The sequence below is a fragment of the Flavobacterium sp. 9 genome (assembly GCF_002754195.1).
In the GTDB taxonomy this organism is placed as follows: Bacteria; Bacteroidota; Bacteroidia; order Flavobacteriales; family Flavobacteriaceae; genus Flavobacterium.
Genome location: NZ_PEEU01000001.1, coordinates 1,333,868 through 1,357,354 on the forward strand (window position 1 = coordinate 1,333,868; position 23,487 = coordinate 1,357,354).

At 36.0% G+C, this 23,487-nt stretch carries 15 protein-coding genes; all 15 read left to right on the top strand.

Features of this window, described 5'->3' with window-relative positions; genetic code table 11:
- The first annotated feature begins 84 nt into the window (after window positions 1-84).
- The 15 genes from CLU81_RS04740 (at window position 85) to cysK (ending at window position 23,412) form a co-directional block, all read left to right on the top strand.
- A complete protein-coding gene (locus CLU81_RS04740; RefSeq protein WP_099708774.1) occupies window positions 85-3,216 on the top strand; it encodes a TonB-dependent receptor in 3,132 nt (1,043 codons plus the stop codon).
- Window positions 3,217-3,233: 17 nt separating this feature from the next.
- A complete protein-coding gene (locus CLU81_RS04745) occupies window positions 3,234-4,706 on the top strand; it encodes a RagB/SusD family nutrient uptake outer membrane protein (RefSeq protein WP_099708775.1) in 1,473 nt (490 codons plus the stop codon).
- A 4-nt stretch (window positions 4,707-4,710) separates the two neighbouring features.
- A complete protein-coding gene (locus CLU81_RS04750) occupies window positions 4,711-6,279 on the top strand; it encodes an arylsulfatase (RefSeq protein WP_099708776.1) in 1,569 nt (522 codons plus the stop codon).
- Window positions 6,280-6,518: 239 nt separating this feature from the next.
- Window positions 6,519-8,414, top strand: a complete 1,896-nt coding sequence (locus tag CLU81_RS04755; RefSeq protein ID WP_099708777.1) for an arylsulfatase — start codon at window positions 6,519-6,521, stop codon at window positions 8,412-8,414.
- Window positions 8,415-8,474: 60 nt separating this feature from the next.
- Window positions 8,475-10,418 carry an arylsulfatase gene (locus tag CLU81_RS04760; protein WP_099708778.1) on the top strand — a complete coding sequence of 648 codons (1,944 nt, stop codon included), beginning with the start codon at window positions 8,475-8,477 and terminating at the stop codon, window positions 10,416-10,418.
- A gap of 96 nt (window positions 10,419-10,514) precedes the next feature.
- Window positions 10,515-12,443 carry an arylsulfatase gene (locus tag CLU81_RS04765; RefSeq protein WP_099708779.1) on the top strand — a complete coding sequence of 643 codons (1,929 nt, stop codon included), beginning with the start codon at window positions 10,515-10,517 and terminating at the stop codon, window positions 12,441-12,443.
- Between the two features lie 67 nt (window positions 12,444-12,510).
- The gene (locus CLU81_RS04770; protein ID WP_099708780.1) at window positions 12,511-13,062 is read left to right on the top strand and encodes a DUF1254 domain-containing protein; all 552 of its coding nucleotides are present in this window, start codon (window positions 12,511-12,513) and stop codon (window positions 13,060-13,062) included.
- 290 nt (window positions 13,063-13,352) lie between these two features.
- Window positions 13,353-13,946 (top strand): DUF1214 domain-containing protein, encoded by a 594-nt coding sequence (locus CLU81_RS04775; RefSeq protein ID WP_099708781.1) that lies wholly within the window; start codon window positions 13,353-13,355, stop codon window positions 13,944-13,946.
- A gap of 289 nt (window positions 13,947-14,235) precedes the next feature.
- Window positions 14,236-15,291, top strand: a complete 1,056-nt coding sequence (locus tag CLU81_RS04780) for a sterol desaturase family protein (RefSeq protein ID WP_099708782.1) — start codon at window positions 14,236-14,238, stop codon at window positions 15,289-15,291.
- Window positions 15,292-15,303: 12 nt separating this feature from the next.
- Window positions 15,304-16,023, top strand: coding sequence for a thioredoxin domain-containing protein (locus CLU81_RS04785; protein ID WP_099708783.1), 720 nt, complete (start codon window positions 15,304-15,306; stop codon window positions 16,021-16,023).
- A 166-nt stretch (window positions 16,024-16,189) separates the two neighbouring features.
- The gene (locus tag CLU81_RS04790) at window positions 16,190-17,806 is read left to right on the top strand and encodes a sulfatase-like hydrolase/transferase (protein WP_099712671.1); all 1,617 of its coding nucleotides are present in this window, start codon (window positions 16,190-16,192) and stop codon (window positions 17,804-17,806) included.
- Window positions 17,807-18,030: 224 nt separating this feature from the next.
- Window positions 18,031-19,293 carry a YeiH family protein gene (locus tag CLU81_RS04795; protein ID WP_099708784.1) on the top strand — a complete coding sequence of 421 codons (1,263 nt, stop codon included), beginning with the start codon at window positions 18,031-18,033 and terminating at the stop codon, window positions 19,291-19,293.
- A 662-nt stretch (window positions 19,294-19,955) separates the two neighbouring features.
- Window positions 19,956-21,602 carry an arylsulfatase gene (locus tag CLU81_RS04800; RefSeq protein WP_099708785.1) on the top strand — a complete coding sequence of 549 codons (1,647 nt, stop codon included), beginning with the start codon at window positions 19,956-19,958 and terminating at the stop codon, window positions 21,600-21,602.
- A gap of 29 nt (window positions 21,603-21,631) precedes the next feature.
- Window positions 21,632-22,456, top strand: a complete 825-nt coding sequence (gene epsC / locus CLU81_RS04805; RefSeq protein ID WP_099708786.1) for a serine O-acetyltransferase EpsC — start codon at window positions 21,632-21,634, stop codon at window positions 22,454-22,456.
- 35 nt (window positions 22,457-22,491) lie between these two features.
- Entirely contained in the window at window positions 22,492-23,412 is a 921-nt protein-coding gene (gene cysK, locus CLU81_RS04810) for a cysteine synthase A (RefSeq protein WP_099708787.1), read from the top strand.
- Window positions 23,413-23,487 lie beyond the last annotated feature (75 nt).

Genomic DNA, 23,487 nt, shown 5'->3' on the forward strand with positions numbered 1-23,487 from the left:
ATCACTAAACCAAGAATACCTATAGAGAGTTGAAAATTCAACTTTCAAGGCGCCTTGTTAATTACTTAAAACCAATACAAAGAAATGAAAAAAAAATTAAACATATACTCATTGCTTTTTCTCCTGCTATTTTCGGCGGGAATTAATGCCCAGAATACCACCCCGCTTATTCAATCTAAACTTGACGGAACTGTTGTTGATGATGTTACAAATCAACCAATTATAGGAGCTTCTGTAGTAATTAAAGGTACAACACACGGAGTTCAGACAGATGCTGAAGGAAAATTTTATTTTCAAACAGGACAAAAATTCCCTTACACTTTAATCGTAACTTATATAGGATATAAGAAAACGGAAATAGTCGTAGAAAAAAATCCTGTTACTATTAACTTAAAAGAAGAACGTCAGGAACTGGATGAATTAGTAGTTGTAGGTTACGGTTCTCAAAAGAGAAAAGACATTACGGGTTCTGTAGCATCGGTTCCAAAAGCCAATTTATCGCAAGTAACTTCATCCGCAGATAATCTATTACGCGGTGCAATTCCCGGTGTGGTAGTTACACAAAGTTCGGGTCGTCCCGGAGCTTCTTCAAGTGTTCGTATCAGAGGAGGAAACTCAATTACAGCGGGTAATGAACCTCTTTATGTTGTTGATGGAATCCTGATTTATAATGACAATAATAATAGTACGGCGGGTGTTACGAATGCCGGTGCAACTGTAAATGTTTTGTCGACTATTAATCCCGGAGATATAGAATCTATTGAGGTTTTGAAAGATGCTTCTGCAACCGCAATTTACGGTTCTCGTGGTGCTAATGGAGTTGTAATTATCACAACCAAAAAAGGAGTAAAAGGTCAAGACAATATTTCGTATCAAGGTTATATTGGATTTCAAAATGTTTCGAAAAGATTACATTTAATGAATGCCAGCCAATGGGCAAGTTTACGTAATGATGTTCAGGCAAGTATTGGTCAGGCACCATCTTTTACACCGGCTCAAATAGAAGCTTTTAAAACTTCAGGAAGTTACAACTGGCAAGATGCTGTTTTTAGATCTGACGCGCCAATTCAAAATCATCAATTATCATTTTCAGGTGGAGACGATCGTTCTCGTTATGCTATTTCAGCAGGTTATTTTCAACAGGACGGGATTGTTATTGCATCTGATTTTAAAAGAATTTCGCTTCGTGCTAACTACGAAAGAAACTATTCTCAGAACTTTAAATTTGGTGTAAACGCTAATTACAGTAATTCAGTTTCAAATGGTATTGGTACAAATGGCGGTGCCGCTGCAGGAAGACAGCCAAATCCTTTGGTTGTAGCTTTATATCAACCGCCTGTAGTTCCTATTAAAAATCCTGACGGAAGTTATAATCTAACAAACAATCCATACGCAACTGCAACAAATGGTATTATTCCTAACCCAATTAATGATTTGGTTAGTACAACTAATGAAACAAAAATTAACAGAATTCTAACCAGTTTATTTGGTGAATACAAAATCACAAAAAAATTGACTGCAAAAGTTGCTGTTAGTGGAGATGTTATCAATACGAAACAAAATTATTATGCTCCGGCAACAACTACTTCAGGAGCCGGAACTAAAGGTTTAGCTTCTGTTGGAGACAGACTTGTAAGTTCTGTATTGAACGAAAATACCTTAAATTATAATACTAATTTCGGTGAAAACCATAAATTCTCAGCATTAGGAGGATATACGCTTCAATACACTCAAGGTGAAGTTGTTAATGCAGGAGCACAAACATTTGTAAACGACTCAAATACTTACAATGCTTTGCAGGATGGAGTTCCGGTAAAACCATATAGCGATGCATTTGAAAGCGTATTGAAATCATGGTTAACGAGAGTGAATTATTCTTATAAAGGGAAATATAACTTCACATTATCTGCACGTGCGGACGGTTCTTCAAGATTTGGATCAGAATCACTTTGGGGTTACTTTCCTTCAGCAGGATTCTCATGGAATATTACTGATGAAAGTTTTGCAAGCAACATAAAAGGTCTAACAGAAGCAAAACTTAGAATTACAGCCGGAACAACAGGAAATCAAGAAATTGGAAACTATCTTTCTCTAGCTCAAATGGGATCTGTAAACTATTCTTTTGGAGGTACTTTGCAAACAGGTTTAGCACCAACAAGATTAGCAAATCCGGATTTGAAATGGGAAAAAACAAATCAATACAACGTAGGTTTGGATTTATCATTATTAGATCGAAAAATCAACTTTGTATTTGATGTTTACTACAAGAAAACAAACGACTTGCTAATAAATGTACCAATTCCGCTTACTTCTGGTTATGCAACAGTACTTCAGAATATTGGAGGTGTTGAGAATAAAGGTATCGAGATTGGTTTGATTACAGAAAACATCAAAACTGAAAATTTCTCTTGGAATTCGAACTTCGTTTTCTCTGCTAATAAAAACAAAGTAGTTTCTATAGGAAATGGAGTTAATCAATTCTTTCCGGTAGTTCCAAACGGATCATTATTGCAACAACAACCAGTAACTGTAAAAGTAGGATTGCCTTTGGGAACTTTCTGGGGATACAGAACTGCTGGAATTTTCCAGACTCAGGAAGAAATCAATACACAACCTAAAATCAACAGTTTAGCCAATACTAAAATTGGAGACAGAAAATACGTTGATACAAACGGAGACGGCGTAATTACTGCACTTGACAAAGGAAATCTTGGAAGTTCTCAGCCAAAATTCGTAGGAAGTTTTAGCAACACGATTTCTTATCATGATTTTGATCTTAATTTCTCTTTCCAGGGCGCTTATGGCGGAAAAGTGTTTAACGCTTTGAATCAACAATTAGAAATTTCTACGCTTGGAACAAATGCAAATGTTACTTTGGATAATCGTTGGACACCAACAAACACAAATACCGATGTGCCAAGAGCAACAAGTTCTCCGCTTGGGATAGTTTCTGAGCGTTACGTAGAAGATGCTTCTTTCTTAAGATTAAAATTGATCACTTTAGGATATACATTACCAAAAAGCCTTTCGTCAAGATTGGGAACAAAAAGCATCAAATTTTATGTTTCTGCCGAAAACTTAATTACATGGACAAAATACACAGGTTTTGATCCAGAGGTAAGTTCTTATGAGCAAAATAACTTATATCCGGGAATTGATTTTGGTGCTTATCCAAACTCCAAAACATTCATTTCAGGTCTAAACGTAACTTTCTAAGTAAAAAAATATACACAATGAAAAAGATTATAATAACAATACTATTAAGCGCCGGTTTATTTTCGTCGTGCGCAGATTTAGAGGTAACACCTACCTCTTTTGTAACCGAAGACAATTACTTTAAAACTCAAGATGATGCAATTGCAAGTGTAACCGCAGTTTATGCCTCTTTGAGTCTTGATCCGGGAGAACAAAGTTTATTTGGCAGAAACCTGTATTTCCTTACAGACATGGGATCTGATTATGCTGCTGCAGGAGTTTCTGCTACAAATCCTCAGGTTAGAGCGATGAGCAGTTTGACTCATGATGCAACAAATGACCGTGTTCAGGTGGCTTGGCGCCAAATTTACGCTGGAATAAACAGAGCAAACGTAGCGATAGATAATGTGCCTAAAGTAGCTGGTAATGAAGTGATCAAAACCAGATTAATCAATGAAGCAAAATTCATAAGAGGATTATTGTACTTTCAGGCTGTTCGTATTTGGGGCGGAGTTCCAATCGTTTTACACGAACCAACTTCTATACAATTAGAAAGCCTTAAATCAAGAAGAGAAACCGTTGATGCAGTTTACACACAAATCATTTCAGACTTAAATGCTGCCGAAAATTTGCCTGCAACATATCCTGCAACTGATGCCGGACGTGCAACTTCTGGAGCTGCAAAAGCAATTTTGACTAAAGTATATTTGACCAGAAAAGATTATCCAAATGCAATCTTAAAAGCAAGAGAAGTAATCAACGGAGGTTACGGATATGCATTATTCGAAAACTTTCAGGATATCTTCACTAAAACAAAAAAGAACGGAAAAGAACATATATTCTCTGTTCAGTTTGAAGCTAATCAAGCAGGAAACGGATCAAGCGGAAGTACTTTTCAATCTACTTCTTTTACAGGATTTACAGCAACAGAACCTGCAGATATTATCTCTGACGTAGCATTATTCTATGATATTTATGCTGCCGGAGATGTTCGAAGAGATGTTAGTTATGCTAAGACTTTACCAATTCCGGGAACTGCAAATATTTATACTTTTCCGAAGCCAATTTTCAAAAAATATCTGGATTTAACCAATTTGGCAACACCAGGAAATGTGGCTATTAATTTCCCGCTTATTCGTTATGCAGATATTTTATTATCTCTTGCAGAATCGATTAATGAGCAAGGAGGTCCAACTCCAGAAGCTTATGAATTAATTAATCAGGTAAGAAGAAGAGCTTTTGCAAAACCAATTAACACGCCAGATCCAACGGTAGATTTGGTTGGATTAGATCAGGTAACTTTTAGAGCAGCACTTCAGGAAGAGCGTAAAAAAGAATTTGTTCAGGAAGGACAAAGATGGTTTGACCTTGTACGTTGGGGAACTCTTGTAACTGAAGTGAAAAAAGTAACGGCAAAAAACTCAGTTTCAGCACGTAATAATCTATATCCAATTCCGCAAAGCGAAAGAAATATTGACCCAGTTGGGTTGCCACAAAATCCAGGTTACTAATAAAATGAGAAAAAAACTGTTCCTACTAGCCTTTTTGGTTGTTACACAATTTCAGCTGTTTGCACAGGAAAAGCAACCTAATATCATCGTCATTTTGGCCGATGATTTAGGTTTCTCAGATATTGGCGCTTTTGGCTCAGAAATCAAAACTCCAAATTTGGATAAACTCGCCAAAAACGGGCTTATTATAAAACAGTTTTACAATGCAGGGCGCTGTTGTCCTTCTCGCGCTTCATTGCTCACAGGTTTATATCCGCATCAGGCAGGCGTTGGCGATATGGTTCAGGACAAAGGATTTCCGGCTTATCAAGGATATTTAAACGAGCATTGCATCACGATTGGGCAAGCACTAAAAGAAGCAGGATATAGTACAATAGTTTCAGGAAAATGGCATGTTGGTTTAGTGCCATCAGCCTGGGCGGTTAATAGAGGATTTGATGATTCTTTTACGTTACAAAACAACGGAAGCAGTTATTTTAACTCGCAGCCTTTATATAACGACGGAAGAAAAATTACTTTTTTGAAAGGAGATAAAGAAATTATTCGCACGGATACTTCAACATATCTGACTCAGGAAATTACCAATTTTGCCATTAGTTCTTTAGAAAAACAGCGAAACGAGCAAAAGCCTTTTTTTCTGTATGTTGCTTATAATGCGCCACATTGGCCAATTCAGGCATTGCCGGAAGATATTGCAAAATACAAAGGTAAATACCTGCAAGGTTGGGATAAATTGAGAGCAAGCCGTTTTAAAAAATTAAAAGAACTGGGAATTATTGATAAAAACTGGGGCTTATCAAATCGTTTTGAAAAAGTGCCTGATTGGGAAAAACTAAGCACCGATGAAAAAGATAAATGGGATACCCGAATGGCAATTTATGCCGCAATGATCGACCGAATGGATGCCGGAATTGGAGAAATTCTGCAGAAAGTAAAGTCGTTGGGAGAAGAAGATAATACAATTGTTCTCTTTCTTTCGGATAATGGAGGAAGTGCCGATGATGTGAAAAACTGGAATTATGTTACACAAAAAAATGGAACACCAGGTTCAGTTGCGTCGATTGATAGTTATGAAACTCCGTGGGGAAATGTGAGCAACACGCCTTTTCAATTATTCAAAAAGAACACGCACGAAGGCGGAATTGCTTCTCCTTTTATAGCTTATTATCCAAAGCATATTAAAGCAGGAACAGTAAGCAACCGAGTAAGTCATGTGATTGATATTTTCCCAACTTTTCTGGAATATGCAGGTCTTACATATCCAGATGCTTTTCAAGGAAAAAGTCTCACGCCATTAGAAGGAATTAGCTTAAAAAAAGAATTTGAAGGACAACAATCTGATGCACATGAAGCCTTGTTTTGGGAACATGAAGGCAGCAAAGCAGTTAGAAAAGGCAATTGGAAGGCTGTCGCCGAAAACAATCAGCCTTGGGAATTATACAATCTTGCTACAGACAGAACAGAAACAAAAAACGTAGCAAAATCAGAACCCAAACTGCTCGAATCCCTGATTGAATTACACCAACAATGGTCAAAAAAAGTAGGCGTCGAAGATTGGAATAAAATAAAATAAAATAAAATAACTCGTTGAGTATAACATTTAAACACATAGAAACATAGGTTTTTCCTTTATTTAAAGAAGATTAAAATAAATGATACATCATTTACACATAGCTATGTGTATTTAAATAAGTGAAACGCCTCTTTTGAGTATACAAAATCTATGTTTCTATGTGTTAAAAATTGCATACAACGAGTCAAAATAGCAGAGTTAAACAGTATTACGCATTAAATAACTAAAAATTTAATCTAATGAAAAAGTTTAAAAATAACATTGCAATCAAAAGTCCGCAAAAAGGGCTTTTGATTACTGCATTGCTTCTTGCACAAGTGAGTTTTGCACAAACAAAACCAGACGAATTTAAAGGAGTTATTGGCAAAACCTTAGCCGAATCTAAAGAATATTGGCCGGAACCGGTTACGCCTCCTAAAGGCGCGCCAAATGTCGTTTGGATTATTCTGGATGATGTTGGTTACGGAGCTTCAAGTGCTTTTGGAGGTCAGATAGAAACTCCGGTTTTAGAGAGTTTAGCCAACAACGGATTGCGATACACCAATTTTCATACAACGGCAATTTGTGCTCCTACCCGTTCCGCTTTATTGACCGGAAGTAATTCGCATAAAGTGCACGTTGGAGGATTTTCTCATACTATAATGTCGGCTGGATTTCCGGGTTGGGACGGAAGATTACCTTCTAAAAACGGAACCGTTGCAGAGATTTTACGTGATAAAGGATACAATACTTTTGGCGTAGGTAAATATGGAATTACGCCTGACGAAGAAGCAACAGATGCAGGACCGTTTGATCATTGGCCAACAGGAAAAGGATTTGAACATTTCTACGGATTTTTGGGTTCTGCAACAGATCAGTACAAACCAGATTTAATTGAAGATCAAGCTCATATTACGCCTGACGGAAGACATCTTAGCGAGCAAATCACCGATAAAGCAATTAGTTATATTCAGAAACAACAAAAAGCAGCACCGGGAAAACCATTCTTTTTATATTATTCTCCGGCAGCCGTTCATGCACCTCATCAAGTAGCTCAAAAATGGAGCGATCCTTACAAAGGAAAATTTGATGATGGTTGGGACGCTTACCGCGAAAAAACACTAGCCAATCAAAAGAAACTTGGTGTTATTCCTGCCGATGCTGTTTTACCGGAACGCAATTCACTTATTGCAGATTGGAAAAAATTAACACCGGATCAAAAGAAAGTATATTCAAAATTCATGGAAGTTTATGCCGGATATTTGACTTATACAGATTATGAAATTGGAAGATTGGTTACTTATTTAAAAGAAAGCAATCAGCTGGAAAACACTGTTGTTTTTGTTTTAATTGGCGATAACGGAGCAAGTAAAGAAGGAACATTGCAAGGAGCTGTAGACAGACAAACCTATGTAAATGGTGATACAGAAGAAAAAGTATTCCAAAATAACTTAAACAGAATTGGTGAAATTGGAACTCCTCAAACATACACCAATTATCCTTTGGGTTGGGCGCAAGCTACAAATACACCTTTCAAATATTGGAAACAAGATGCTAATTCTGAAGGAGGAACACATAATCCGTTGATTGTTTATTATCCAAAAGGAATCAAAACTCCGGGAATCAGAACGCAATACAGCCACGTAATTGATATTTTGCCAACAACTCTTGATATTTTGGGCGTTAAAGCACCGGAATCTATTAGAGAAGTTAAGCAAGACACGATTCAGGGATATTCATTTTACAATTCCTTGAATGATGCAAAAGCCGTTTCCTTGCATAAAATTCAACATTATTACATCTTTGGATCAAGAGCGATTTATAATGACGGTTGGAAAGCAGCTGCGGCACATCATCCAAATTCAATTGAAGTAAAAGAAGCTTTGAATAATAAAGCAAATCTTCCGCCAAGTGATTTTGACAAAGATGTTTGGGAATTGTACAACATCAACGAAGACTTCAACGAAAGAAAAGATTTGGCTAAAAAATACCCTGAAAAAGTAGCCGAATTAAAAAAACTCTTCGATCAGCAAGCCAAGAAAAACAACTTATACCCTTTAATAGACTGGCAGGATGTTTACCTGAGAAAAATACACAAAACGCCATCTACCGAAGGAAAATCTGCTCAGGAATTATTGACCAAAGCAAACAAGTAAAAAAATTTACTCAAAAACTCTACTAAATCCATAGATGTACAAATATTAAAAAAAGAAATAATGAAAAAATTTGAAATTAACTCAAAAATCAAAAGCCCTAAAAATGGGCTTTTGATTACTGCATTGCTAGTTGCACAACTGGGCTTTGCACAAGAAAAACAAGAAGAATTTAAAGGTGTAATTGGTAAAACTCTAGCCGATTCTAAAGAATATTGGCCAGAGCCGGTAAAAGCTCCTCAAGGTACGCCAAACGTAATCTGGATTTTACTTGATGACGTAGGATTTGGAGCTTCAAGCGCTTTTGGAGGTTTGATTCAAACGCCAACATTTGACCAATTGGCAAATAACGGTTTGCGTTACACCAACTTTCACACCACTGCTATTTGTGCTCCTACTCGTGCGGCTTTATTAACCGGAAGAAATTCAGGAAGAGTGCACGAAAGCGGATTTTCACATACTATTTTATCTGCAGGTTTCCCGGGTTGGGATGGAAGAATTCCATCTGATAAAGGAACAATTGCAGAGATTTTACGTGAAAACGGATACAATACTTTTGCCGTTGGTAAATATGGCGTAACTCCAGACGAAGATGCTACAGATGCAGGACCATTTGACAGATGGCCAACCGGAAAAGGTTTTGACCATTTCTACGGATTCTTAGGTTCTCAAACAGATCAATACAATCCTGATTTAGTGGAAGATCAAGTTCACGTTACGCCAGACGGACGTCACTTAAGCGAATTGATCACAGATAAAGCAATTAGTTATATTCAAAAACAACAAAAAGCGGCACCTGGAAAACCATTCTTTTTGTACTATGCACCGGGAGCAGCGCACGCACCTCATCAGGTGGCTACAAAATGGAGCGATCCATATAGAGGAAAATTTGACAAAGGTTGGGATGCTTATCGCGAAGAAGTGATTGCAAACCAAAAGAAATTGGGTGTAATTCCTGCCAATGCGGTTTTACCGGAACGTAATCCGTTAATCACAGACTGGAAAAAACTAAGTCCGGATCAGAAAAAAGTTTATGCTCGCTTTATGGAAGTTTACGCAGGATTCCTAACATATACAGATTATGAAGTTGGAAGAGTTGTGAATTATCTAAAAGAAACTAATCAATTAGAAAACACTGTAATTTTCGTTGCAATTGGAGACAATGGAGCAAGTAAAGAAGGGACTACAGAAGGAACTATTAACCAAAGTTTATTTTCTCAAGGAACATCTGACGATGAAAATCTAAAGAAAAACTTAGCTAATATCGACGAAATTGGTACAGCAAAAGGTCTTAACACCAATTATCCATTAGGATGGGCACAAGCAACAAATGTTCCTTTCAAAAACTGGAAGCAAGATGCACAATCTGAAGGAGGAACACACAATCCGTTGATTGTTTTTTATCCAAAAGGAATCAAAGAAAAAGGCGGAATCAGAAACCAATACAGCCACGTTACGGATTTATTGCCAACAACTTTGGATATTGCAGGAATTAAAGCTCCAGAATATATTAAAAATATCAAACAAGATATTATTCAGGGATCTTCTTTATACGCTTCATTAAATGATGCTAAAGCAGAATCTTTACACAAAGTGCAATACTACTATATCTTCGGAAACAGAGCAATTTACAAAGATGGTTGGAAAGCCGGAGCAGCACATTTACCGGATTCATTTGCTTTAAAAAATACTTTGGGCAAAAATGAAAAACCTGTTGCAAGTAATTTTGATGCCGATGTTTGGGAATTATACAACTTAAACGAAGACTTCAACGAACGTAACAATCTTGCTAAAAAATACCCAGAAAAATTAGCTGAGCTTAAAAAAGTATTTGATGAGCAAGCCAAAGAAAATAACGTTTATCCGTTAATCGACTGGCAAGATGTATACAACAGAAGAATTCATAATTCTGGTGCAGACAAAGGAAAAACACTTCAGGATTTAGTAAAACAAGTAACTAAAGGCGGAAATACTGAAAACAGTGCAAAATCCGGAAGTTCTAACTAATATAAATTCCAAAACCTGCAAAGTTTCTCAAACCTTGCAGGTTTAAATCATCCCGCAAATTTTCAAAAGCATTGCAGGATTACATCTTTACAAACAATGAAAAAAATAAAAAATAATATAGCAAGTATTAAATCGCCTCAAAAAGGGCTTTTGATTACTGCATTAATAATTGCGCAATTAAGCTTTGCACAATCAAAACCAGATCCTAATTACAAAGGTGTAATTGGTAAAACTCTGGCAGATTCTAAAGAATATTGGCCAGATCCCGTAAAAGCTCCGGAAGGCGCGCCTAACGTGGTTTGGATTTTATTAGACGATGTTGGATTTGGAGCTACAAGCGCTTTTGGAGGTTTAATCAACACGCCTACTTTGGAGAATTTAGCCAATAATGGTTTGCGTTATACCAACTTTCATACAACTGCAATTTGTGCACCAACACGTGCCAGTTTATTAACGGGTCGTAATCCGCATGCGGTTCATGTTGGAGGATTTTCGCATACGGCAACTTCAGCAGGTTTCCCGGGTTGGGACGGAAGAATTCCATCATCAGCAGGAACAATTGCCGAGATTTTACGCGAAAACGGATACAACACTTTTGCCGTTGGTAAATACGGAGTTACTCCGGATGAAGACGCTACAGATGCAGGACCGTTTGACAGATGGCCAACCGGAAAAGGTTTTGATCATTTCTATGGATTCTTAGGTTCTGAAACTGATCAATACAATCCTGATTTAGTCGAAGATCAAACTTGGTTAAACGGAAACACAAGATTAAATAGTTCCGGAAAAGATAAAACCAAAAACGAATTTATCGCCGATTTAAAAGGAAAACATTTAAGCGAATTAATTACTGATAAAGCAATTACATATATCGATCGTCAGAAAAATGCAGCGCCAAACAAACCTTTCTTTTTGTATTATGCGCCGGGAGCAACACATTCTCCTCATCAGGTGGCCAAAGAATGGAGCGATAAATACAAAGGCAAATTTGACGAAGGCTGGGATATTTACCGTGATAAAGTATTAGCAAAACAAAAGAAATTAGGTTTAATTCCTGCCGATGCAAAATTGCCAACGCGCGATTCTTATGTAAAAGCATGGAATACTTTATCTCCTGACGAAAAGAAATTATACGCTCGTTTTATGGAAATCTACGCTGGATATCTTGAATATACAGATTATGAAATAAGCCGAATCGTAAATCATCTGAAAACAATTAATCAATTGGACAATACGGTTTTCTATATTGTTTTAGGAGACAACGGTGCCAGTAAAGAAGGAACTGAATCCGGAACAATTGACGAACCATTGTTTAAAAAACTTTTTGCAAAAAATTCTAAAGAAGCTGATTTAAAAAATAATCTTGCCAAAATAGATTTACTGGGAACGCCAGATGCAATTGAAGGAAATTATCCTTACGGATGGGCATTAGCAGCAAATACTCCGTTTAGAAATTTAAAACAAGACGCACATTCTGAAGGAGGAACAAGAAATCCGTTGATTGTTTATTATCCAAAAGGAATTAAAACTCCCGGAATTCGTAACCAATACGGTCATGTAAATGATATTTTGCCAACGACTTTAGAAACTATCGGAATTAAAGCTCCGGCAGCAATTAAAGGAATTGCTCAGGATTCTATTCAGGGAACTTCATTGGCGTATTCTTATGCTGATGCAAAAGCGCTGTCAAGACATAAAATTCAATACTATTATATTTTTGGCTCAAGAGCACTTTACAAAGATGGATGGAAAGCTTCGGCGCCACATCATCCTGATTTTATTGACATTATTGATAATGGAGCTTTGGCTAAAAGTACAGGTCCAAGTACGTTTGACAACGACGTTTGGGAATTATACAACCTCAACACGGACTTTAACGAAAGAGTAAATCTGGCACAAAAAAATCCGGAAAAACTAAAAGAACTTCTAGCCGATTTTGACGATCAGGCCAAGAAAAATAACGTTTATCCTTTTATTGACTGGATAGATGTTTTGAAACAACGTACTCACAAGAAAAATAAATAATAACTTTTTCAGAGCTGTTAATGATTTTCGAAAAAATTAATGGCCCTGATATTAAATCTGGTAAATTATGGCAGCAGTAAAACCACTTATCAAAAAAGGCTTCTTTGCCTTGGTACTTGTAGTAATTGCAGTAAGCTTTTATTACTTAACAATTTGGGTAACTCCTTATTATGTTCAGAAGAAATTTGCAGAGAAAAGTTTGGGTGTTATCAATACGCCTCAATTTGGAAATCAGCCAAATGCTGAAAACAGCCGAGTGATTCCGTTACCGAATCCTGACTTTTTGTATTCGACAATTAATTATGATTTGAAAGATCAGGTATTGAAAATTTCAGGTATAGTGCCAGATTCTACTTATTGGTCGATCTCGGCTTATCAGGAAAACACGACCAATTATTTTGTTCAGAATGAAGAACAGGTAAAAGCAAAATTCGAATATTATTTAGCTCCGGAAGGAAGTACTTCTGAAGTATTGAAAAATATTCCGAAAGAAAAAATCATCTATAGTCCAACAACTAAAGGATTGATTCTGTTTCGTTATTTAGTTTCGAAAGCATATACGGTAAAAACTCTGGCTGAATTGCAACATGGCGTTACGGTAGAGAAATTAGTGAAGTAGAACGCGCGAATAGCTTTGTCATGGTACGCAGATGACACGGATTTGCTTTGCAAAGACGCGGATTTAAACAGATTTTTTTATTTTAATTCGAAAAAAATGTCAATGCTTGTCATCCTGAGCGAAGTCGAAGGACACGTAAGTAACTCGACAAAGAATATCCTAGCCCCGATAGAAGTGGAAATCCTTTTGTGGCACTTCTTTAGCGGCGCAAAAGATTGAAACGTCCCGAAGCTTCGGGAGCGGGATTAGCTCCTAAAAAAATTAAATATTCAACTTAAAATCAAATAGAAATGGCTTTAAATCAAAAAATAAAAAAGATAGGACTTGCGGTTGCATTAATTATTCTGTCTATTATATTGGGAAGTGCCGTTGGTGTTTACAACATTAAATCCGGCAAAAGCGACTCGCAACGCATTATTGGAAATTGGCAAACTGTCGATAAAGACAAAGATCTTAACACTGCCGATTTGCTTACAATTGCACAAGTTGCGGTTTATGGACCTTATGCTTTAACTAAAAAAGAAGTGATTTATGTAAGTACAAGCACTGATAGCGAAGGAAATGAATTAGATCCTAAAGCTGATTATATCATAAGCGGAAAAAAACTAAACGCTAAATATTGGAGCATTACGGCTTATGATGAAAACGGTTTTTTAATTAAAAACCCAATCAGCAAATACAGCTATAATCTTGAAAATGTAAAGTACGAAGCTGATAGTACTTCTTATAAAATCAACCTTTCGGGAACTGAGAAAAAAGAAAATTGGCTTCCAACCAGCGATGCCAAAAAAACAACTTTAATCATTCGTTTGTATTTACCATCTGATGAGCTTAGAAACAATTTAACTGTTGAAACGCTTCCAACAATTCAGAAGGTAAAATAAGGATTATAACAAATTTTATTAAAAACAATTAAATAAAACTCTACTAGATCTATAGAATTAGAAGTTTTATTTTTTATTTTTACATTTTATTAGCTTAAATATATCTATCAGAATAGATTACAAAATATTAAAAAAAAGAACAACACACCAAAATTTACCAATTATGAAACGAGTAGACTATGAAATTATAGGAAAAAAAATCATCGTGGGAGCGATCGTTTTTTTAGTTCCGCTAGTAATATTGGCGGGCGGTTTAGCATTAATTAATCAATTTTTAAAATAAGAAATCATGGCAATAGTACAACGAGAAAAACTAACAAAAGATTTATTGATCAGTCTTTTAATATACAGTTTGCCTGTAGTGGCAATTTTCCTTTATTTTAAATTAACAAATGGTGTTGTGGCAGAATCGCACATTGGATTACCATCATTTTTAGAATTTTCTAAACCCGCATTCGAACATATCAGAACCTGGGGATTAACCGTTTTCATGCTAGTTCTGGGATTTATTGAATTTGCAGCAGGTTTATACGACGATCAATGGACTGGTCAGGAACGCAAAGTAGATATCATTTGTTTTCTTGCTCCAAAATTGCTTTTACCGCCTGTAATTGCATTTTTCAGCTTAACAGCTTTACCATATTTAATTCCGAATTTAGCCAATACACTTTCATGGGTTCCGTTTTGGGGAGGGTTTTTCCTTATTGCAATTGCCGATGATTTAACACAATACTGGTACCACCGTTTACATCATCAAGTTCCGTTTTTATGGAGATTCCACAGAACGCATCATTCGGCTCCATATATGGGAATGGCGATGGCTTCAAGACAAAACTTTATTTATACGGTTTTCTTTTCTCAAATTTATTTGACTGCAACTTTAACTTATTTAGGTTTAGGATTGCCTGCATTATTTGTTTTGGTAATCAAAAGTATCATCACTTTAGGAGCACATTCAAGCCTTGCATGGGACAAACCATTCTACAAATACAAAGTTTTACATCCGATTGCCTGGGTTTTAGAGCGCTTGATTTCTACTCCTGCAACACACCACGCGCATCACGCAGATACTAGCGGTGACGGAGTTGGACACTTTAAAGGAAACTTTGGAAACATGTTTTTTATCTGGGATGTAATTTTCGGAACTGGATTAATCACGCGTAAATTCCCGGAATCATACGGTACAAAATCATACAAACAAGAAGAATGGTACGCACAATTTTTGTGGCCAATATTCAAATCTAAAAAAGAAGGAAGTCCGCTTGCCGAAGGTGTAATAGCGTTTCCATTAAAAACTAAACCCGTAGAAATTGCTGAACCAACTCAGGTTTTAGAGCAGGCTTAACCTTAAGAAACTATGAAAAAAAACAAAATAATAAGAAACAGTATTACAACCCTAATACTGTTTCTATCAATCGTTGGATTTTCGCAAGAAAAAAGCCCAACTACAGTTTCATTAGACGTGTATTATACCAAAATTCAAAGCGAGAAAAAGCCTCAAATAATTGATGCTCGCGGTCCCGAAGAATTTGCATTGAACCATATTAATGGTGCGGTAAATTTTAATCTCGAATCTAAAGATTATGCGGATCAAGTAGCAAAATTAGACAAAACAAAACCTGTATTCACCTACTCTATTGGCGCAGGGAGAAGTGTTTGGTTAGCCGAAGCTTTACTTAAAAACGGTTTCAAAGAAGCATATAGTCTTGAAGGTGGAATCGCCAACTGGATTGGAAACGGAAAGCCTTTTTATGCTAATTCTAAAAGCAAATTAACCCTTGCCGAATACAAAAAAATCATTGCCGAAAACAAAGATGTTTTGGTAGATATTGGATCTATATATTGTGGCGCTTGCAAAAAAGTAAAACCAGTTTTAGAAACTATCAAAGCACAATACGGCTCTAATCTAAAAGTAGTAGAAATTGATCTTGAAGACAGTCCGCAAGTAATCGCCGATTTAAAAACAGTAAAAGTTTTCCCTACTTTGATTTTATACAAAGACGGAAAAATTGTCTTTAAAAAAGAAGGATTAGGCGATTTGAAAAATGATGTTGATTTGGCTTTGGCTGCTAAGTAATCTCAATCATTGTCACACAGAATGTAAGCTTTGTCAAAGTTTTGAACTTTGACAAAGCTCTCGCAATATAAACACAAACCACTTAGCAGCAATTATTTGCAAAAGTTTTTAACTTTAACAAAGATTGTTGTTAACTACATCATTTCCAAAAAACCAAAACCAAACCATGGCATTATCCAAAGCAAAAAAGATTATTCTTCCAATAGTTGCTATTGTTTTTCTATTGGCTGTATTTTTATTCTGGCCTATTAATACAGATGGAACATTAATAAAACCGGACCAAAAACTACTTGAAGGAAAAAAGGAATTTCTATCAGAAAAAGTTTCCACAGACAGTTCCTTCAAAAAGCCAAACATCATTATTATTCTTGCCGACGATTTAGGGAAATATGATATTTCGTTATACGGAGGAAAATCAACACCAACGCCACAAATCGATTCTTTGGCGGCTTCAGGAGTTACTTTTCAGGATGGATATGTTTCCGCTTCGATTTGTTCGCCTTCGCGTGCGGGTATTTTAACCGGACGTTATCAGGAACGTTTTGGACATGAATTTCAGCCTGGAGATCGTTATCCAAAAAACAACTTAGAATATTATGGATTCAAATATTTAATCAACACTAATAATTGGCGATTAAACCCGAAAATAAATTACCCAAACGAAGCGTCTATAGCCACGCAAGGTTTGCCACAATCTGAAATTACCTTCGCTGATCTTGCCAAAAGAGAAGGTTACAACACAGCAATTATCGGGAAATGGCATCTTGGGCATAACAAAGGATTTTTTCCTTTAGACCGAGGTTTTGACTATCACTACGGATTTTATCAGGCATTTTCGCTGTATACACCCGAAGATGATAATCCAGATATTATCAACCATCATCATAAAGACTTTACCGATAAAATGATTTGGGGAAATGGCCGCGTCGGGATCGGGCAAATTCGTCGTGATACTACAATTATTCACAACAAAGCATATCTAACCGAAACCTTTGCTGATGAAGCAGAAGCTTTTATCGATAAAAATAAGAAGAAACCTTTCTTATTGTACGTTCCGTTTAATGCGCCACACACGCCTTTTCAGGTTCGAAAGAAATATTACGATCGTTTTCCTAATGTAAAAGACGAAAACAAACGTGTTTATTTTGCCATGATTAGCGCACTTGATGATGCCGTGGGAAGAATCAGAGCGAAAGTTAAAAAAGAAGGCTTGGAAGATAATACTTTGATCTTTTTTGCCAGCGACAATGGTGGCGCAGATTATACTTTTGCCACGACAAATGCACCTTTAAAAGCCGGAAAGTTTTCTCATTTCGAAGGCGGCGTAAATGTTCCGTTTGCACTTTCGTGGAAAGGAAAAATTAAACCGCATACCATCTATAAAACTCCGGTAAGTACATTGGATATTTTCAGTACAATTGCTGCTGCTATTCACTCGGATTTGCCTAAAGATCGTGTTTATGATGGTGTAGATCTTGTAAGTACAGTCAATGAAAATAAAGAAGCGCACAAAACTTTGTACTGGCGTTCCGGCGATGCAAAAGCGATTAGAAGCGGCGATTGGAAATTAATCATTAGCGGAAAAACGCACGAAGAATGGCTTTATAATTTAGCTTCAGATAAATCTGAAAAAACAGATCTGGCACAAAAAAATCCTGAAAAAGTAAAGGAACTACAGGTTGCTTTGCAAAACTGGGAAAAAGGTTTAGTGAAACCTTTATGGCCAAATCTAACGCATTATGAATTTGATTTTGGCAAACAAAAATACTTTGTTGATCTATAATTGATATTTCATTCTAAAAAAATGAATAGGCTCCAGCTTTAGCTGGAGTTTAAAAATGACGATATTCGAAAGGCTTTAGCCAAACTTTTTATTCGGCTAAAGCCTTTTTTCTCAAACCTGTTACCTCCAGCTAAAGCTGGAGTCTATTCAAAAAAATCAAAAACCAATAAATAATACCTAACAGTCCTGAAGACTCGGAACTGTTAGGATAATAAAACATTAAAATGTCAACCCCAACCAAATCATTCAACATTCACGAAGATTGGACTGTCGTAATTCTAGGATTTATAATCATCGGAATTTCTCTTTTTGTTTTTCTTCCTGAAGTTCCCGTTTTCAAATGGTCCACTGGAACCGATTTATTCCAGGATGTATTCGATTTTGAAAACCTGAAAATTCTTGGATTCCAGTTTTTATATTTCATTTCTATCGGAACATTCGGTGCTTTTCTAATTGGAAAATCTGTAAAATACTTTTTATTAGGTTTTCCAATCGTTTATATATTAACTGTTATCGCATTGATTATTGCAGGAAATACTGGCGTAAAAGGACTAAATCTTGAAGCTGTAATTTTCAGTTTAGCAATTGGTCTTGCAATTGGCAATTTCTTCAAACTTCCGGATTGGTTTCGATCTACTCTTTCTACGGAAGTATTTGTCAAAATTGGATTGGTTTTATTAGGAACAAGCGTTATTTTCTCAGACATTCTAAAAGCTGGTTCTTTGGGATTAATTCAGGCTTTAGTTGTTGTTTTATCCGTTTGGTATTTTGCTTTTTGGTTGTGTAAAAAACTAAAAGTCGATGACGAATTAACGATGATGATTTCAAGTGCCGTTTCCATTTGCGGAGTTTCTGCTGCAATTGCAACTTCGGGCGCGATTAAAGGTGATTCAAAAAAACTTTCTTATGTTATTTCGATTGTTTTGGTAACCGCAATTCCAATGATGATTTTCATGCCTATAATTGCCAAATATTTCAATTTTCCCGAGGAAGTTACCGGAGCATGGCTTGGCGGAAGTATCGATACGTCCGGAGCTGTTGTTGCTTCTGGTTCTTTGGTTGGCGAAACCGCTTTAAAAATTAGTACAATTGTAAAATTCTCGCAGAATGTTTTGTTAGGTATAGCTGCTTTTGCAATCTCCGTTTATTGGACTTATACTCATAATAAATCGGAGGAAGTCGTGGCGTCAAAACCTACTTTGGGCGTAATCTGGGAACGTTTTCCTAAGTTCGTTATTGGTTTTATTTTGGCTTCCTTAATCTTTTCTTTTCTGATTACTCCGGAAGTTCGTGATCAAGTTAAAGATAGCTTGAAGAATCTTCAGGGAATTTGGTTTGCATTAGCTTTTACGAGTATTGGTTTAGAAACTAATTTTAAAGATTTGTTGAGCAATAATAGTCGAAAGCCTTTGTATGCTTTTTTAATAGCGCAATTATTCAATGTTATTGTTACTTTGATTATTGCCTTTTTGTTATTTAGTAAATGATCTTTTTCACCATATAAGTTATATAAATTCATTTTAGATCAACGTGAAATTGATTTAACCGCAAAGAGCGCTAAGGTTTACGCAAAGTTCGCAAAGGAAAATTAACAAAGCTTTGCGAACTCTGCGTTTTAAGATCTTTGCGTTCTTTGCGGTTAATTTTTGTTAAGACCAAGATTAAAACCCAAAAGCAAGTAAGAAATGTATTTAAAATCCCATTTTTCACTTGCTTTTTTATTTTCTAAAAACCAACAACAAGATATTAAAAATCAACACATTAAAACAACAAAAAGCGACAACTCTCCTACTCTTCAAAAAAATAATTACAGATTTATTTGGATTTCTTTATTTTAAATTTAACTTTGTCTATAGAATTAGTAGAGTTTTAAATATCATTTAAATCAAATAGACTAAATTTTGAAAACAACAGAAAGCATATCGTATTACATTCTTCCTAAAAAGCACATCTATAACACCTTTTGTTATATGTGTTTCTGTTGCTAATTCTGTCCTTACAATTTCGTTTAGTGCTGATTTTTATTTCTAATATAAAAGCGAAAACGAATCTTTTTCAAGATACCACAAATTTCTTATTGCCAATTATCAAACACTGTTTGTTACAAATTTTGTATCAAAAGAGTTGTTGAATTATATCTAAAAACAAAATGAAAAAAGCATTTATTACCCTTAATTTCTTAATCGCATTTGGCTCTTTTAGCCATGCTCAAACCAACTCATCAAAACCAAATATTATTTTGATTCTGGTTGATGATATGGGATATTCTGATTTAGGGAATTATGGTTCAGAAATTAAAACTCCAAATCTGGATAAACTCGCTAATGAAGGTTTACGTCTACGCGAATTTTACAATAACTCGATTTGTGCGCCTACAAGAGGATCTTTGTTAACGGGACAATATCAGCATAAAGCGGGAATGGGATTTTTTGATGTGAATCTGGGATTACCGGCTTATCAGGGATATCTAAACAAAGAATCACTGACTTTGGGAGAAGTTTTCCGTTCTGGCGGATATAGCACTTTATTATCAGGAAAATGGCACGTAGGTTCTGAAGATCAAGCTCAATGGCCAAATCAAAGAGGTTTTGATAAGTTCTACGGAATCTTAAAAGGTGCATCCAACTACTTTGATACGAAACCTTTGCCTTTCGGGAAAACGCCTTATCCGGTAAAATTAATTCGCAATAATGAAGAATTACATCCAAAAGATGATTCGTATTATTTTACAGATGAAATTGGGAATAACGCGGTGACTTTTTTAGACGAGCAAAACAAAGAAAACAAACCTTTCTTTTTATATCTGGCTTTTACAGCTCCGCATTGGCCTTTGCAGGCAAAACCTGTTGATATCGCCAAATACAGAGGCAAATTTGACGAAGGCTGGGATATTCTTAGAGAAAAAAGAATTGAAAAACTAAAAGCAAACGGCATTTTACCGGCTGACCAAACTGTTGCCCCAAGAGATCCTGAAGTTCCGGAATGGAATAAATTATCGTACGACGAAAAACAATTCTGGAAAGCCAAAATGGAAGTTTATGCCGCAATGGTAGATAATATGGATCAGAATGTGGGCAAAGTTTTGGATAAACTAAAAGCTTTGAAAAAGGATAAAAACACGCTGATTATTTTCATTTCTGACAATGGCGCTCAAGGCGGATTTAATACTTATAATCCGTTAGGGAGAGGTTTGGTTAGAAATGACGGACCAGTTGGAACTTCGAGATCATTTGATTATCAGGAACAAAACTGGGCTTATTTATCGAATACACCATTACAACAATATAAAAATAATATGCACGAAGGCGGATTTAGTTCTCCGTTTATTGCGTGGTTTCCATCAAAAATAAAAGCTGGAAGAATCGATAAAGGAACCGGACATATTATTGACCTCGCTCCTACTTTTTACGAATTGGCCGGAATCGAATATCCCAAGGAATATAATGGTGTGACGACAAACCCTTTGGTTGGAAGCAGTTTGTTGCCTGTTTTATTTAATAATGTTTCGCAGGTCGATAGAGGCACACCATTATTCTGGGAAAGAGCGGGAAACAGAGCTGTCAGGGATGGAAAATGGAAACTGGTTTCGACTTATCCTTCTTACGAATGGGAACTTTATAATATTGAAACGGACAGAGGTGAAACTACAAATGTGGCGCAGCAAAATCCGGGAATTGTAAACAAACTTTCGGCTTCATATTTTGAATGGGCAGATAAAACAGGAGTTGTAGAATACAGTAAATTCAAATTAAAACCGGAAGTAATGCCTGGCGGAGCGCTTTTAAAAAGACAATAAGCAATTTTCTAATCCTAAAATAATCGATTATGAATTCATTTTATCAAGAAATAGCAAAACAACATCAACAATTATTAATTCTTCCGGAGAAGAAATTAATTCATAATTTTATTGATGAGTTATTCGCCATATTATTTTCAAACACTTCAAAATCATTTGGTTGTTTGACGACGATTGAAAATAAAATTGATGAACTGGAAAAGCAATTCGATGAACTGGTTTTAGATTTTGCGCCAAAAAACGAAAATAGCAAACAACAAACCAAAACGTTTTTTGAGGCTATTCCGTGTTTACATAAAAAAGCACTAAACGACGCTCAGACAATTTTTGCCAAAGATCCTGCTGCAAAGACTTTAGAAGAAGTTTTGTACTCTTATCCCGGATTTTTCGCTATTTCTGTTTATCGCTTTTCGCATCAGTTATGGGAGCAGGATTTGAAACTTCTTGCCCGAACGATTTCAGAATATGCACATATAAAAACGAGCATAGAAATTCATCCTGGAGCACAAATAGGAGACGATTTTGCCATTGATCACGGAACCGGAATTGTTATTGGCGAAACAGCTATTATCGGAAATAATGTTCAAATATACCAAGGTGTGACGCTTGGTGCTTTGAGTGTAAAAAAGGAAGAAGCGTTTATAAAAAGGCATCCAACTATTGAAGATAACGTGATTATTTATGCGAATAGCACGATTCTGGGCGGGCAAACAACTGTTGGACACGATTCGATTATTGGCGGAAATGTTTGGCTTACATACACGATTCCTTCAAATTCAGTGGTTTATCATAAAAATGAAATGAAGATCAAGGACAATAATCCTTTTCCCGAACCGATTTTTTATTCCATATAGAAAATACCAAAACCAAAATATCAAAAATATCAAACATGAAATACCAAAACATTTTAGAAACCATTGGCAACACGCCTCACATTAAACTGAACAAACTCTTTACAGATCATGAAGTTTGGATTAAACTCGAAAAATCAAATCCGGGTTCGAGCATCAAAGACAGAATTGCGTTGGCAATGATTGAAGATGCCGAAAAAAGAGGTTTTTTAAATCCTGATTCGATTATTATTGAACCAACTTCGGGTAATACCGGAATTGGACTTTCATTGGTCGCTGCCGTAAAAGGTTATAAAGTAATTATTGTAATGCCGGAATCGATGAGCGTTGAACGCAGAAAAATCATCGAAGCTTATGGCGCCGAATATGTTTTGACTCCAAGAGAAAAAGGAACTTCGGGTGCGGTTGAAAAAGCAAAGGAATTAGCGGCAACTATTAACAATGCTTTTTTGCCCTCTCAATTTACAAATCCTGCAAATGTCGAAGTTCACGAAAGAACAACGGCTCAGGAAATCCTTGCCGATTTTCCGGACGGAATTGATTACCTGATTACTGGCGTTGGAACAGGCGGACATATTACGGGTGTTTCTAAAATATTAAAACAACATTTTCCGAATCTAAAAACCATTGCTGTAGAACCTGCTTTATCTCCGGTTTTAAGCGGAGGAATTCCGGCTCCACATCCTTTACAAGGAATTGGCGCAGGATTTATTCCGGAAGTTTTTAATAGAGAATATGTTGATGAAATTATTACGGTTGAAAAAAATGACGCTTTTAATTTTGCTAAAAAATTAACGCAGAAAGAAGGAATTTTTGGAGGAGTTTCAACAGGAGCTGCTCTTGCCGGAGTTTCAAAAAAACTAAAAGATATTCCAACCGGTTCCGTAATTCTGACTTTTAATTATGATACGGGAGAAAGATATCTTTCGGTTGAAGAATTATTCGGGTTCTTTTCTTAGTTATGAAATTCAACAACTTAAGAGTTTTTTAAAACAAATTAAACATTATTTACTTTTAGAAATCTTTATCTTTAA

Coding starts and splice junctions, on each gene's coding strand:
- CLU81_RS04740 (WP_099708774.1), top strand. CDS start 85: ATGAAAAAAAAATTAAACATATACTCATTGCTTTTTCTCCTGCTATTT.
- CLU81_RS04745 (WP_099708775.1), top strand. CDS start 3,234: ATGAAAAAGATTATAATAACAATACTATTAAGCGCCGGTTTATTTTCG.
- CLU81_RS04750 (WP_099708776.1), top strand. CDS start 4,711: ATGAGAAAAAAACTGTTCCTACTAGCCTTTTTGGTTGTTACACAATTT.
- CLU81_RS04755 (WP_099708777.1), top strand. CDS start 6,519: ATGAAAAAGTTTAAAAATAACATTGCAATCAAAAGTCCGCAAAAAGGG.
- CLU81_RS04760 (WP_099708778.1), top strand. CDS start 8,475: ATGAAAAAATTTGAAATTAACTCAAAAATCAAAAGCCCTAAAAATGGG.
- CLU81_RS04765 (WP_099708779.1), top strand. CDS start 10,515: ATGAAAAAAATAAAAAATAATATAGCAAGTATTAAATCGCCTCAAAAA.
- CLU81_RS04770 (WP_099708780.1), top strand. CDS start 12,511: ATGGCAGCAGTAAAACCACTTATCAAAAAAGGCTTCTTTGCCTTGGTA.
- CLU81_RS04775 (WP_099708781.1), top strand. CDS start 13,353: ATGGCTTTAAATCAAAAAATAAAAAAGATAGGACTTGCGGTTGCATTA.
- CLU81_RS04780 (WP_099708782.1), top strand. CDS start 14,236: ATGGCAATAGTACAACGAGAAAAACTAACAAAAGATTTATTGATCAGT.
- CLU81_RS04785 (WP_099708783.1), top strand. CDS start 15,304: ATGAAAAAAAACAAAATAATAAGAAACAGTATTACAACCCTAATACTG.
- CLU81_RS04790 (WP_099712671.1), top strand. CDS start 16,190: ATGGCATTATCCAAAGCAAAAAAGATTATTCTTCCAATAGTTGCTATT.
- CLU81_RS04795 (WP_099708784.1), top strand. CDS start 18,031: ATGTCAACCCCAACCAAATCATTCAACATTCACGAAGATTGGACTGTC.
- CLU81_RS04800 (WP_099708785.1), top strand. CDS start 19,956: ATGAAAAAAGCATTTATTACCCTTAATTTCTTAATCGCATTTGGCTCT.
- epsC (WP_099708786.1), top strand. CDS start 21,632: ATGAATTCATTTTATCAAGAAATAGCAAAACAACATCAACAATTATTA.
- cysK (WP_099708787.1), top strand. CDS start 22,492: ATGAAATACCAAAACATTTTAGAAACCATTGGCAACACGCCTCACATT.